Source organism: Nannocystis exedens, assembly GCF_002343915.1.
Taxonomy (GTDB): domain Bacteria; phylum Myxococcota_A; class Polyangia; order Nannocystales; family Nannocystaceae; genus Nannocystis; species Nannocystis exedens.
In genome coordinates this window covers 7,118,907-7,132,139 of the sequence record NZ_NETK01000001.1, presented here as the reverse complement: position 1 = coordinate 7,132,139, position 13,233 = coordinate 7,118,907, and the positions used below count along the sequence as shown (strand labels likewise).

General features: G+C 69.2%; 12 protein-coding genes. All 12 read right to left on the bottom strand.

What is annotated here, in order from left to right; translation table 11 throughout:
- Positions 1–21: 21 nt before the first annotated feature.
- Positions 22–1,050 carry a cytochrome c oxidase subunit II gene (gene coxB / locus NAEX_RS28090; protein WP_143140341.1) on the bottom strand — a complete coding sequence of 343 codons (1,029 nt, stop codon included), beginning with the start codon at positions 1,048–1,050 and terminating at the stop codon, positions 22–24.
- Between the two features lie 22 nt (positions 1,051–1,072).
- Entirely contained in the window at positions 1,073–1,912 is an 840-nt protein-coding gene (locus NAEX_RS28085) for an SCO family protein (protein WP_143140340.1), read from the bottom strand.
- A gap of 32 nt (positions 1,913–1,944) precedes the next feature.
- Positions 1,945–2,775, bottom strand: coding sequence for a hypothetical protein (locus NAEX_RS28080; protein WP_096330555.1), 831 nt, complete (start codon positions 2,773–2,775; stop codon positions 1,945–1,947).
- Between the two features lie 17 nt (positions 2,776–2,792).
- The gene (locus tag NAEX_RS28075; protein WP_096330554.1) at positions 2,793–4,049 is read right to left on the bottom strand and encodes a quinol:cytochrome C oxidoreductase; all 1,257 of its coding nucleotides are present in this window, start codon (positions 4,047–4,049) and stop codon (positions 2,793–2,795) included.
- 2 nt (positions 4,050–4,051) lie between these two features.
- Entirely contained in the window at positions 4,052–4,687 is a 636-nt protein-coding gene (locus NAEX_RS28070) for a c-type cytochrome (RefSeq protein ID WP_096330553.1), read from the bottom strand.
- Between the two features lies 1 nt (position 4,688).
- The gene (locus tag NAEX_RS28065; protein WP_096330552.1) at positions 4,689–5,237 is read right to left on the bottom strand and encodes a DUF3341 domain-containing protein; all 549 of its coding nucleotides are present in this window, start codon (positions 5,235–5,237) and stop codon (positions 4,689–4,691) included.
- Between the two features lie 3 nt (positions 5,238–5,240).
- Positions 5,241–6,644 carry an NrfD/PsrC family molybdoenzyme membrane anchor subunit gene (nrfD, locus tag NAEX_RS28060; protein WP_096330551.1) on the bottom strand — a complete coding sequence of 468 codons (1,404 nt, stop codon included), beginning with the start codon at positions 6,642–6,644 and terminating at the stop codon, positions 5,241–5,243.
- 15 nt (positions 6,645–6,659) lie between these two features.
- Positions 6,660–9,935 (bottom strand): 4Fe-4S dicluster domain-containing protein, encoded by a 3,276-nt coding sequence (locus NAEX_RS53160; protein WP_096330550.1) that lies wholly within the window; start codon positions 9,933–9,935, stop codon positions 6,660–6,662.
- A 24-nt stretch (positions 9,936–9,959) separates the two neighbouring features.
- The gene (locus NAEX_RS28050; RefSeq protein WP_096330549.1) at positions 9,960–10,613 is read right to left on the bottom strand and encodes a cytochrome c3 family protein; all 654 of its coding nucleotides are present in this window, start codon (positions 10,611–10,613) and stop codon (positions 9,960–9,962) included.
- Between the two features lie 450 nt (positions 10,614–11,063).
- Positions 11,064–11,549: a c-type cytochrome gene (locus NAEX_RS28045; protein WP_096330548.1), complete on the bottom strand. Its 486-nt coding sequence runs from the start codon at positions 11,547–11,549 to the stop codon at positions 11,064–11,066.
- A 19-nt stretch (positions 11,550–11,568) separates the two neighbouring features.
- Positions 11,569–12,282 carry an SCO family protein gene (locus NAEX_RS28040; RefSeq protein WP_096330547.1) on the bottom strand — a complete coding sequence of 238 codons (714 nt, stop codon included), beginning with the start codon at positions 12,280–12,282 and terminating at the stop codon, positions 11,569–11,571.
- On the bottom strand, positions 12,279–13,211 hold the full coding sequence (cyoE, locus tag NAEX_RS28035) for a heme o synthase (protein ID WP_096330546.1): 933 nt from the start codon (positions 13,209–13,211) through the stop codon (positions 12,279–12,281). Before cyoE ends, NAEX_RS28040 begins: the two co-directional genes overlap by 4 nt.
- Between the last annotated feature and the right edge of the window lie 22 nt (positions 13,212–13,233).

The following is a 13,233-nucleotide window of genomic DNA, read 5'->3' as shown; positions in this document are numbered from 1 at the left end:
GTGGGTGCCGCGGGCGAAGCGTTACTTCTGGGCCTTGATGTAGGCGATGAGCGCGGCGATCTGCTTGTCGTCGAAGCGCCCGGCGAAGCTGGGCATCTGCGGGCTGAAGCCGGACACGATCTTCGCGTTGGGCTCGAGGATCGACTCGCGGATGTAGTTCTCGTCGACGGTCACCGTGCTGCCGTCGGCCAGGGTCTCGGTCTTGCCGAACAGACCCTTGAAGCTCGGGCCGGTCTTCACCGTGCCGTCGGTGGTGTGGCAGCTGGCGCAGCCGCCGCGGGTGAGCACGCGGGCGCCGAAGTCCTCGGTCGACTCGGTGTCGCCCTGCTTGAGCTCGCAGGCCTTGGCCAGCACCGCGCCGTACTCCTCCTGCGGGACGACGTGGACGCGGCCGACCATGCTCGAGTGCTCGTCGCCGCAGTACTCGGTGCACATCAGCGGGTACAGGCCCGGCTTGGTCGCCTCGAACCAGAGCACCGTGTAGCGCCCCGGCACCACGTCCTTCTTCAGGCGGAACGCCGGCAGGTAGAACGAGTGGATGACGTCCATCGAGGTCATCGTCAGGCGCATCGGCTGGCCGACCGGGACGTAGAGGTCGTTCGTCAGCGAGCAGCCCTTCACCTCGGGGTACTCGATCGTCCACGACCACTTCTGGCCGGTGACCCGCACGTCCAACGCGTCCGGCGGCGGCGTCACCTGCTTCATGTACTCGATCTCGCCCCAGGCGAAGAGGATCACGAAGAAGAACGTCGGGATCGCGCTCCAGATGAACTCGAGCTTGCCGTTGTGGGTCAGCGGCGAGGTCTTGGCGTGGCCGTGGGCGGGCTTACGGTACTTCCACATGAAGTACGCCTGGACCCCGATCATGCCGACGAAGGCGATCCCGCAGAGGATCCAGAAGAAGATGTAGAGCGTGTCGAGCGCCTCGGCGTTGGCCGAAGCCGCCGGCAGGAGGCTCCACGGGGAGTCCGACATCGGCGGCGTGCCCGGGTTCGAGGGCGGCAACGCTGCTTCCGCGGCGGCAGGGGCGATCAAGAGCGAGAAGAGCACGGTTTTCCTCCGCAGGTCCCTGTCAGGCCGTGGCCCGGCGTTCGCGCCGCCAGTACACGAGCAGGGTTGTTCCGATCAATAACACAGTCACGGCGCCCGCGATGCGCATGAGACCGAACGCAAACGGGCCGTAGCGACCGAGGGTCGCATCGTAGTGAAAACAGCTGAGGATGAGCCGGTCGATGGTGCTGCCCACCCGCCCCTCGCTGGCCTCGAGGAGGCCGAACTTGAGGTCGTTGGGGTTGTACGACAGGCCGTAGACGTAGCGGGCGATCTTGCCCTCGGGGGACAGGAACGCGATCACCGCCGGGTGCGCGTACTGGTCCTGCTCCGGGTCGTACGTGTACGAGATGCCTAGCTGGGCCGCGAGCAGGCGGACGTTCAAGGCGTCGCCGGTGAGGAACGCCCAGTCGACGTCGTCGCCCCGCCCGAGCGAGTTGAGGTGGTTCTGCCGCTTCGGCCCCGCCAGCTCCGGCGTCTCGCGCGGGTCGATGCTGACGGTGACCACCCGGAAGTGCTCGTCCCCCGGCGTCCAGTCGAGCTTGTGCAGCGCGTCGGTCAGCTCGTTGAGCTGCACGTTGCACAGCACCGGACAGCGGAAGTAGTTCATCGTCACCAGCACCGGCCGCTTGCCGTCGAGGTAGTCGCCGAGGGTGACGCGCTTGCCGGTGTGATCGACGAAGCTCAGGCCGCGGTCGATGTCGAGGCCGAGGTGCTCGTCGACGTCGATCGCCGTCATCGCCGGAGCCAGGACCTGGTTGCTCCCCGCCTGCTGCGCGTCGCTCGGCGCGGCGCGCACGCCGGCGGCTGACCCGAAGGCCAGGGCGGCAGCGAGGCAGGTTGCGGGGATCCGGCAAGACATGGCGGGCGATCGATCGACGGAACGAGGCAGGCTCAGTGCGCCTTGGCGGGCTCGGGCGCGGGATTCGGGGCGGGGGCCGGCGCGGCCGACTCGGCGCCCGGGTGGCTCTTCGAGCCGACCGGCTCGACGGTGCCGCCGGGCACCTGCTTGGCGCTCTCGCGCTGACCCTTGTCGAGGTCGAGCGGCATGGCGTCGTCCTTGTTGACGGTCGGCATGGTCGTGCCCCCGCTCGGCGACGTACCGGCAGGAGCCGTGCCCGCGGCCGCCGCACCGGCGGGCGCGGTGCCGTCGGTCGGCGCAGGCGCGGTCCCCTCGGCCGGCGCACCGGCAGGTGCGGCGCCGTCGACCGGCGCACCACCGGCGGGCGTGCCCTCGGGCGCGGCCGGCGGGAGCGACGGCGGCGTGCCGGCCTTCTGCCCGCCCGCCGCGACGTCGTCGGGGTGGATCCACCCGGGCGGCGGGGCGAACGCGCCGAGCTTCTCCGGCTTGGCGAGGATCAGGTCGCGGGCCGAGGCCAGCGGGATGTAGTTGTAGCGGGCGACGACCTTGCCGGTCGCGTCGGTCAGGACGTCCTCGCCCGCGCCGCGGGTCCGGCCCTCCATGTCCTTGCGGTACTTGGCGAGCAGGGCCGAGCCCTCCTTGCCGCGCTCCGCGTTGAGGTCGCGCGCCTGGTCGTTGAACAGCTGCACGCAGGTGACCAGCGACAGCAGCGTCAGCGCGCCGAGGCCCCAGACGATGTTGAACAGCTCGCGGGTCGGCGGCGCGTCGAGCTCGTGGCCGCCACCGTGTCCGTGGCCGCCGTGGGCGCCGTGCCCATCAGCCCCGGAGGGGCGTGAAGTCGAGTCGTGGTGATGCTCGGTCATGACTGCCTCCGCTCCGCTCAGAAGTTCTCGAACTGGACCGACTCCTCGATCCGCGGGTCGCCGGTCGGGACCAGGGCCTTGCGGCCGAGCGCCCAGGTGAAGGCGGCGATGAACACGCCGGCCACGCCGAGCAGCGCCAGGAGGTCGACCGGGCCGATGTGCATGTGCATCGTGTGGTCACCGCTCTCCAGCGCATGGTGATGCGCACGCACCGGCTGGATCAGCCAGAACATGTCGACGATCTCCATGAACAGGATCCACACCGCGGCCAGCGTCAGCGTGAACGCGTTGCGCTTGACCCCGCGGCGCAGCAGGAAGAAGAACGGGATGAAGAAGCGACCGATGACCAGCAGGAAGGTCAAGGGCAGGAAGTCGTCGGCGATGCGGTAGCCGAACCACATCGTCTCTTCCGGGATGTTCGCGTACCAGATCAGGAAGTACTGGCTGAACGCGATGTACGTGTAGAACACCGTGAAGCCGAACAGGAACTTGCCGAGGTCGTGGTAGTGCTCGGTCGTCACCACGCCGCGCAGGTAGCCCGACTTGTGCAGCAGGATGACCGTCAGCGTGATCAGGGCGAACTCGCTGAGGGCGCTGCCGGCGAAGTAGTAGACGCCGAACATCGTCGAGAACCAGTGCGGGTCGAGCGACATCAGCAGGTCGAACGCCGCGAAGGTCAGCGACAGCGCGAACAGGAACAGCGCCGGCGCGGCCCAGAACCGCATCGAGTGCGCGGCGCGCAGGCCGACCTCGGGCTTGCCGTCGGAGCCGGTGCTCTTGCCGTAGAAGAACAGCGCCAGCAGGGTCCACACGCCGAAGTAGACGAACATGCGGACGCGGAAGAAGCCCTCGTTGAGGTAGGCCTTCTTCGCGTTGAGCATGAAGTCGTGCTCGACCGCGGCGACGTCGGTCCAGTGGTACAGGTCGTGCGCGCCGAGGAAGATGATCGGCAGGCCGAGCAGGCACAGCACCGGCAGGGTGATCATCGCGTTCTCGGCGATCCGGCGGACCGCGATCGACCAGCCGGCGCGGACCAGGTGCTGGACGATCGTGAAGAACAGACCGCCCAGGCCGAGCGCCAGGAACACCATGTACCCGACCAGGTAGGCGTACCAGAACGCGTGGTGGTCGCCGGCGCTGGTCGCCCAGGCGCCGCCGAGGCCGGCCGCGCCGAGCACGAGGCCGATGATCGGCATCTTGCGCCACATCGAACCGGCGGGGATGTGGATCTGGTCCGCCGGGAGAACGAACGGCTTGTCGTGAGCGTGGCTCATGGCTACTTGGCCTCCTCGGGCGTGCGCGCGACCTGCAGCGTGCGGACCCACACCGCGATCGCCCAGCGGTCCTGCGCCGGGATCTGGGCGGCGTAGGGCATCATCGTGCCCTTGCCGTTGGTGATGACGTCGAAGAAGTGGCCGAGCGGCATGGCCCGGATCTGCGGGTCGTTGAGGTTCTTCGGCGCGACGCTGAAGCCGCCGCCGCGCAAGGTCGCCACGCCCTGGCCGCCGCCGGTGTAGTCGTGGCAGGGCTGGCAGTAGATGTTGTAGCGCTCCTCGCCGCGGGCCATCAGCTCGGTGCTGAGCTTGATCGCCGCCGGGAGCCGGTCGAGCAGGCGGCCGTCGGGGCCGCGGCCGCGGTACAGCTCCTCGTCGTCGTGCAGCTGCCCGACGGCGACGGTGCCGGCCACCGGCAGGCGCGCCGCCCTGCCCTCGCACTGGTGCGGGTTGTGGGCGTTGGCGCAGTCGACCGCCTGGAAGAACTCGTTGACCTCCTGGGCGTCGAAGCGCTGCTGGAAGTCCATGTTCTGGATGAGGTGGACCGGCGGCAGCTCGGACCGGTTGCCCTGACAGCCGGCCGCGCCGACGAGGGCGCAGCCGAGGGCGATGGCCTGGATATGGATGGTGCGTGCCATGTCAGTCCTCGACCTCCTCGATGTGCAGGGCGCCGGTGCGCTCGAGCAGCTCGCGGGTCTTCTGGGGGTCGTACTTGGGGTCGCGCGCCTCGATGGCGATGAAGAACTTGTCGTCCGTGTGGCGCAGGAACCGCTCGCTGTTGAACAGCGAGTGGTACCACATCGGCAGACGGTTCAGCCCGAGCATGCCGAACACCGCGCCGAAGGCGGAGAACAGCACGCCGAGCTCGAACGTCACCGGCACGAAGGCCTGCCAGCTGAAGTACGGCTTGCCGGCGATGACGATCGGGTAGTCGATCGTCGAGGTCCACCACTGCAGCAGCATCGCCAGCGACGCGCCCGTCATGCCCATGGCGAACACGATCCACGGCAGCACGCTCGGCGCCAGGCCCATGGCCTTGTCGAGGTTGTGCACCGCGAACGGCGTGTGCGAGTCCCACACCTTGTAGCCGGCGTCGCGGACCTGCTCGCACGCGTGGTAGATGGCCCGGGCCGAGTCGTACTCGGCGAGCAAGCCGTAGGTCTTCTTCTTGAGGAGGGGCTTACTCATGGCTCAGTGGTGCTCCCCGTGCGAAGCGTCGCCGTGGTAGTGCGGGTTGGCGATCGACATCACGCTCTTGACCTCGCCGATGGCGACCGTCGGGAGGTAGCGGACGAACAGGCAGAACAGGGTGAAGAACAGGCCGAAGCTGCCGACCAGGGTCGACACGTCCCACACCGTCGGCGAGTAGTAGTCCCAGCTCGACGGCAGGAAGTCGTGGTGGAGCGAGGTCACCGTGATGACGAAGCGCTCGAACCACATGCCGATGTTGACGAAGATCGAGAGGATGAACAGCCACACGACCGAGCGCCGGATCCGCTTGATCCAGAAGAACTGCGGCGAGATCACGTTGCAGCTGACCATGATCCAGTAGGCCCACCAGTAGTCACCGAACAGGCGGTTCTGGAACGCGAAGCTCTCGTACGGGTTGCCCGAGTACCAGGCGATGAAGAACTCCATCGCGTACGCGTAGCCGACCATCGTGCCCGTCAGCAGGATGATCTTCGCCATGTTCTCGAGGTGCTTGATCGTGATCAGGTGCTCGAGCTTGAACCAGGCCCGCAGCGGCAAGAGCAGCGTCAGCACCATCGCGAACCCGGAGAAGATCGCGCCGGCGACGAAGTAGGGCGGGAAGATCGTGGTGTGCCAGCCGGGCAGCTGCGACACGGCGAAGTCGAAGGACACGATCGTGTGCACGGAGAGCACCAGCGGCGTGCTCAGACCGGCGAGGATCATGTAGGCCTTCTCGTAGTTGAGCCAGTGCCGCGTGGACCCGCGCCAGCCGAGCGCGAACAGCCCGTAGGCGAAGCGCCGGATCGGCGTCTTGGCCCGGTCGCGCATCGTCGCCAGGTCGGGGATCAGGCCGACGTACCAGAACAGCAGCGAGACCGTGAAGTAGGTCGAGACCGCGAACACGTCCCAGAGGAGCGGGCTGCGGAAATTCGGCCACATCTCCATCTGGTTCGGCAGCGGCAGCGGCCAGTAGATGAACCAGGGCCGGCCGGTGTGGAACGTCGGGAACTGCAGCGCGCAGATGACGGCGAAGATCGTCATCGCCTCCGCGGCGCGGTTGATCGACGTGCGCCACTTCTGGCGGAACAGGAACAAGATCGCCGAAATCAGCGTTCCGGCGTGGCCGATGCCGACCCAGAACACGAAGTTGACGATCGCCCAACCCCACGCCACCGGGTTGTTGAGACCCCAGATGCCGGTGCCCATGTAGAGCAGGTAGGCGATCGAGATGAGGTACACGCCGAGCAACATCACCGACGGGATGAACGCGATCCACCAGCGGCTGCTGGGGACCTCGATCGGCCGCGCGACGGCCTCCGTCACGTCGTGGAAGGTGACGTGGTCACCCTCGACGAGTTCCTTGCGGCCGGTGATCGGGTCGAGTTCGTCTTGATACTGAGCCATGTGCGTCACCTGGGCTTAGTGCGCCGGGGCGTGGTCGGCCTTGTGCTCGGCGGCTGCGCCGTGGGGCGCCGGAGCCGCATGAGCGGGGGCGGGAGTCGCGGGCGCCGGAGCGGACGGAGCGAGCTCGGTGTTGGGGTTGCGGATCCGGCCGAGGTACGTGGTGCGCGGCCGCGTGTTGAGGTCGGTGAGGACGCCGTAGTGACGGGCGTTGGTGCGGAGCTGCGAGACCCGCGTGGTCGGGTCGGCGACGTCGCCGAACACGATCGCCTGGGAGGCGCACGACTGCTCGCAGGCGACGACGATGACGCCGTCCTTGACGGTGTCCTCGCCGGCGACGTGCGCCTGGATCTTGGCCTCCTGGATGCGCTGGACGCAGTACGAGCACTTCTCGATGACGCCGCGGAAGCGCACCGTGACGTCCGGGTTCTTCTGCATCCACAGCAACTTCTCGTCGTCGCTGTTCAGCGGGTCGCGGTTGAAGTTGAAGAAGTTGAAGCGCCGGACCTTGTACGGGCAGTTGTTGGCGCAGTACCGCGTGCCGATGCAGCGGTTGTACGCCATGTCGTTGAGGCCCTCGGGGCTGTGCGCGGTGGCGGCCACCGGGCACACGTTCTCGCACGGGGCGGTCTCGCAGTGCTGGCACAGCATCGGCTGCACGACCGCGGCCGGGTCCTCCTTGGCGCCGCTGTAGTAGCGGTCGAGGCGGATCCAGTGCATCTCGCGGCCGTTGGCGACCTGCGAGCGGCCGACCACCGGGATGTTGTTCTCGGCCTGACAGGCGACGACGCAGGCGCTGCAGCCGTTGCACTTGTTGAGGTCGATGACCATGCCCCACTGCTGCTTGCCGACCAGCGCCGGCGCGCCGAAGTCGGGGTGGGTGTTGTGGTCCCACAGCGAGACCAGCTTGTCGGGCGCCATCAGGTCGCCCTTGACGGCGAACTCGCGGCCGTTGGCCTTGAAGTCCTCGACGGTCGTCTCGCGCACGATCGGGCGGTCGGGGTAGCCGCGGCCCGGGTTCAGCAGGTTGGGGTCCATGTCGTCGCGCGTCGACGCCATGTCGATCGCCGGCGACAGCGAGCCCCAGTCCTGGGTCGAGAAGATCTTGCGCTGGCCGCCGGCCTTGGCCACGTCGCCGCCCTGGACGAACCAGGGGTTGGCGGCGGACTGCAGCGGGTACACGTCGACGCCGGCGCCGTCGGCGGCGCGGCCGAGGTTCTGCCGGCCGTAGCCGAGCGCGAGCGAGACGGTGTCGTCGGCCTGGCCAGGGGCGATCCAGACCGGGATCTGGATCGAGCGGCCGCCGACGCTGACGGTGACGAGGTCGCAGTTCTCGACGCCGAGCTTGCGCGCGGTGGCGATGCTGACGTAGGCCGCGTTGTCCCAGGTCAGCTTGGTCATCGGGTGGGGCAGCTCCTGCAGCCACGCGATGTTGCTGAAGCGACCGTCGGCGACCTTGGGGTCGACGTGGAAGTTGACCTCGAACTTGTTCGCGGTGAAGTCGGCGGCCTTGATCGCCTCGGCCAGCTTGGCGTACTCGCGCGGGATCGGGTTCTGGCCCGAGCGCGGGACGCCGTGGACGACGCCGTCGTGCAGCCAGCGGCGCCAGACCTTGTCGGACCACATGGCGCCGAGCGCCTTCCGCCAGTAACCCTGGACGAGGCTGTAGCCGTCGACCTGGGCGTCGCTGGCGATCCACGACAGCAGCTCGAGTGCGCTCTTGCTCTGGTGGAGCGGCGCGATCAGCGGCTGGACGATCGAGATGGTCGCGTCGGCCGCCTCGAGGTCGCCCCACGCCTCGAAGTACGTGGTGGCCGGCAGGTGCCAGGCGGCCAGCTTGCCGGTCTCGTCGTTGTAGAGGCCGTGGTGGATGACCGTGACGCCCTTGAGCTTGCCCGCGAGATCGAGCTCGCCGGGGGCCTCGTAGGCGGGGTTGCACTCGATCACCAGGACGGTGTCGATGCCCGCGCCGAGCGCCGCCGCGAGCGCGGCGATCGGCTCGGCGACCACCGCGGTGTCGTCGTGGCGCAGGCGGACGCTGCTGCCGACGTTGCCGAGCATGACGTTGATCAGCAGGCCGAGCGCGTGGGCCCACGCGGGCTGACGCTCGCCGACGATCACGAGGCTGTGGGCGTCGCGCGCGTCCTTGGCCGCCAGCAGGTCCTTGGCCAGGACCTTGACGAACTTCTGCTCGGCGTCGGTGAGGGTGACGGCCGGCAGGGCGTCGAGCACCGCCTCGGCGCCGCTCGGCGCCTTGCTGCTGCCCTTGATCTCGTTGGCGAGGGCGATCAGCACCGCGCCGACCTGGCTGGCGCGCATGCGCAGGCGGTGGTCGGCCTGGGCGCCGGTGATGCTGAAGTGCGGCTCGACGACGTAGAGCCGGTTCATGCTGGCGGCGTCGGCCTGCGAGTGGACCTCACGGCCGGCGGCGAACTCCCGCTGCAGGCGGACGCTGTCCTGCTCGCCGCACAGGAAGTCGCTGTCGGCCGAGAAGATGACGCGCGTGCCGGCGGCGGTGATCTGGCCGCCCGCGCTGCCCTTGCCCTGGATGTGGTAGGTGAAGCGGGTGCCGGCGCCGCACAGCATCTCGGCGCCGGCGTTCGCGTTGTGCGAGCCGACGACGTCGCCGTTGTAGAGCTTGGCCTTGGGGAAGTTGGTGGTGAAGGTCTTGACGGCCTCGCGCAGCGACGGCGACAGCACCGTCGGCAGCACGACCGCGAGCCCCTGGCCCTGCTTGCCGCGCAGCTCCTTGAACTTGGCCCCGAGCTCCTCGGTGACGGTGTCCCAGTCGCTGGCCACCTGACCCTCGCCGCTCCGCTTCAGCGGGGTCCGCGAGCGCGCCGGGTCGTAGAGGCCCATGACGCTGGCCTGGGCCCACGAGTCGGTCGCGCCGAGCGAGCCGCTGTGCCGCGGGTTGCCCTCGACCTTGGTCGGGCGCCCGTCCTGCGACTCGACCAGCAGGCCCTGCACGGTGCCGCCGACCTGGTACGCGGTCGCGTAGTAGACGGCCGCGCCGGGGATGGTGTCCTCGGGCCGCTTGCTCAGCGGGACGATGTGCTCGACCGGCTTGCGGATGCACCCGGCCGAGGCCAGCGCCGTCGAGGCGCCGACGAGGCCCATGAACTTGCGGCGCGCCAGCGAGGTCGCCGGCACGAAGCTCGTCGCGCCGCCGCCGTCAGCCAGCGCGCTCGCGTCCTTGAGGCCCGGGAACTCGTCGTGCTGCGGGGCCAGCGTGCCGTCGTGATCCGCGAGGCTGCGCCAGTATGCCTTGAGGTTGTCGGTGGACTTGGTCATGCGAAAAACCTGTCTGGCCGCGGGTTAGCGGTGGCACCCCGAGCAGTGCTCCGGCGGGTTGACGTCGCGCTTGCGCTTCGGATCCTTGGCGGCGTCGTACGCCTTGCCGTCGGTGGCGGGGTCCCACGCCATGTTGGTGATCTGGTCGACGGGCCGGAGGTTCGGCTCCGGGTCGCGGTGGCAGTCGAGGCACCAACCCATCGACAGCGGCTGCGCCATCTCGACGATCGTCATCTGATCGATGCGACCGTGGCAGGTCGAGCAGCCGACGCCCGCGGCGAGGTGCGGCCGGTGATCGAAGAACGCGAAGTCCGGCAGCTGGTGGACGCGAACCCACGGGATCGTCTCGCCGGTCTCGAAGCTGTCGCGCACGAGCTTGAGCCGCGGGCTGTCGGTCTTGACCAGCGAGTGGCAGTTCATGCACGTCGCCGCCGGCGGCACGGCCGCGACCGCGGCGCGCTCGACGGTGTTGTGGCAGTAGCGACAGTCCATGCCCATGTCGCCAGCGTGCAGCTTGTGGCTGAACGGCACCGGCTGGATCGGGCGGTAGCCGACGTCGGTGTACTTCGGCGAGAAGTAGTACCAGACGAAGCCCACGAGGCCGGCGAGCGCGAAGGGGCCGAGCACAGCGACGGCGAGCGGGATGTTGTTGGTCCAGCGGGGAAAGATGGCCGGCACTTCAGTTCACCCTCTTCTTAAAAGGTCCAGGGAGGCCGCAGGGACCCCCCGTGCTGGGACGTGTTCGTGGCGCGACATGAAAGCAGCGAGAAACGACCAGGACCCTTGTTTCGCGGCGCACCCTAACAGCACCGCGGGCGCCAGTGCAACACTCGTGATCGAGGCCGGGTCCGAATGCGCCGGCAAGTTTCGCGGCTGGTCGGTATGGATCGTGATCGACGGGTCCGGCGCCGACGACCGGTGCGACCGCCTGACCCAGTCCGGACCGGTCGAGCGCGCGGCGCCTCGGCGCGTACAGGTGCCCGCGAATCGCCGGTCGGAGCCGCCGCCGGGCGACATGTGCGGAGGCACAACCGCCCCGCTGCGCGATCTCTCGAGTGCCGCTGCGGCGGTCGTTCGCGCCGCGGCACGTGTCTGCGCCGCAGGACCGGGTGGAAGCCGATTCGTCGCTCACGGCGCCGTCGATGCGGGCGCACTCGGCTGTGCCTCGCGCCAACGCGGGGAGAAGGTCTTGATGTAACTCACCACTGCGCGCACGTCGTCGTCACGCAGGCCACCCCACGCAGGCATTCCCTTGTCGACCCGGCCCTGCTTGATGGTATTGGCGAGGTCGCCGTCGGTCGGCAGTTCGTCGCCCGGCGTCGACTTATAAAGGAAGTGCGCGGCCCGAAAGTCCCGCGCCTCGAGGTTGCGCGCCGCGGGGCCCTTGCCGCCGCCGTCGTAGCCGTGGCACGACGCGCAGTAGCGGTTGAAGAGCTTCTGCCCGTGATTGAGGGTCTCGGCCGGGACCTCCACGCCGCCCAGCACCTGCGCCTCGGTGAACGGCGGAGGACCCGCCTCGCAGGCCAGCAGCAGCCACGACGCGGCGAGGACGAATCCGCGGACCGGCAATCGAGCGACCGCAGTCGCCTTATTGAATTTGATGTTCAATGTCATGAGTCGGGATTGAACACCGTCATGGCGACCGGTTGCAGCCGCCGCCGGACTGCCGCCGCATCTCGCGGAGGACGTGCTGCGAGCGGTGGAACACCTCGTCGAGGCCCATCTCGTCGTCGCTGCTGTAGTAGCCGCGGACGTTGCCGTCGCCGTCGATCAGCACGAGCTTGGTGGTGTGCGCGATGTCGATCATGCCCGACGGGCCGGTCGTCTTGTCCATCGCGCTGGCGAAGCCGCCGACCACGAGCTTCTCCATCGCCGCCAGCGGGCCGGTGACGAAGCGCCAGCGGGTCTCGTCGGCGCCGAGGTGGCCGACGTAGGTCTTGAGCACCGCGGGCGTGTCGTTCTCGGGGTCGACCGAGAAGCTGACGAGGTCGATGCCGTCGATGCCGTGCTGCGCGTAGCGCTCCTGCAGGCTCAGCATGGCCCGCGAGATCTTCGGGCACGTGCTCGGGCACGTGGTGAAGATCAGGCCGGCGACCCACACCTTGCCGCGCAGCGACTCGGAGGTGAACGGCTGGCCGTCCTGGTCGACCAGCGCGAACGCGGGCAGCTGCGACATCACCGGCGGCGGGTCCGGCACGTGCCGGGTGCAGGGGCGCATCGCGGTGACGATCACCAGGCCGAGCACGGTGGCGAAGTGCCACGGGTACTGCATGAACTTGCGACGCAGCCAGCCGCCCTCGACCATGCCGGGGAGCTCGGGCGCGCGGGGCTCGGGACCGTCGCTCATCGCAGCACCACGTCGAGCACGAGCGCGACGATCAGCGCCGGCAGGTAGATCAGCGAGGCGAAGAAGAACCGCCGCGCCCACCGCAGCTCGCTGGCCCGGTCGCCGAAGGGGCGCAGGCCGGTGCAGGCCCAGCCGAGGAAGCCGAGGCTGAGCAGCAGGGCGACCGCGCAGTAGAGCGGACCGGTGAGGCCGATCACGCTCGGCAGGACCGAGATCGGCAGCAGCACGATCGACCACAAGAACGCCTGCACGCGCGCGGCCGACTCGCCGCGGACGACCGAGACGCAGCGGATGCCGGCCCGCGCGTACTCGTGGCGGCGGAACAGCATGATCGCCAGGAAGTGCGGCATCTGCCACACGAGCAGGATCAGGAACAGCGACAGCCCGCCGAGGTCGAGCCGGCCGGTCACCGCGGTCCAGCCGAGCAGCGGCGGGGCCGCCCCCGGGACCGCGCCGATCAGCAGCGCCAGCGGCGTGCGGTACTTGAGCGGCGTGTACACCAGCACGTAGCCGACGGTCGCCCACAGCGTGAGCAGCAGGGTCAGCGGGTTGGTGAACAGCGCGAGGGTGACGATCGAGGCCAGCAGCAGCGCCGCGGCGAAGCCGAGGCCGGTCGCCGAGGACAGGCGGCGCGCGGCCAGCGGGCGGTCCTTGGTGCGCGGCATCAGCGGGTCCCTCGCCCGCTCGAGCCACATGTTGAACGCGCTGGCGGCCGCGACCGCGAGGCTGGCCCCGACCACGCCGGCGAACCCGGCGGCGAAGCCCGGCGAGCACCAGCCGTCGGCGGCGGTCTCGGCCGGGAACGGGGCGTCGTCCGACTGCAGCGCCAGCCAGGCGGCGCCGGCGGCCGTCAGCGCGCACATGCGGGTGACGCCCGGCTTGGTCAGCTCCCACAGGTCGCGCGCCGGGCTGTGGCGCTTGCGCTTCACCGGTGAGCTGTCCGAAGGGACA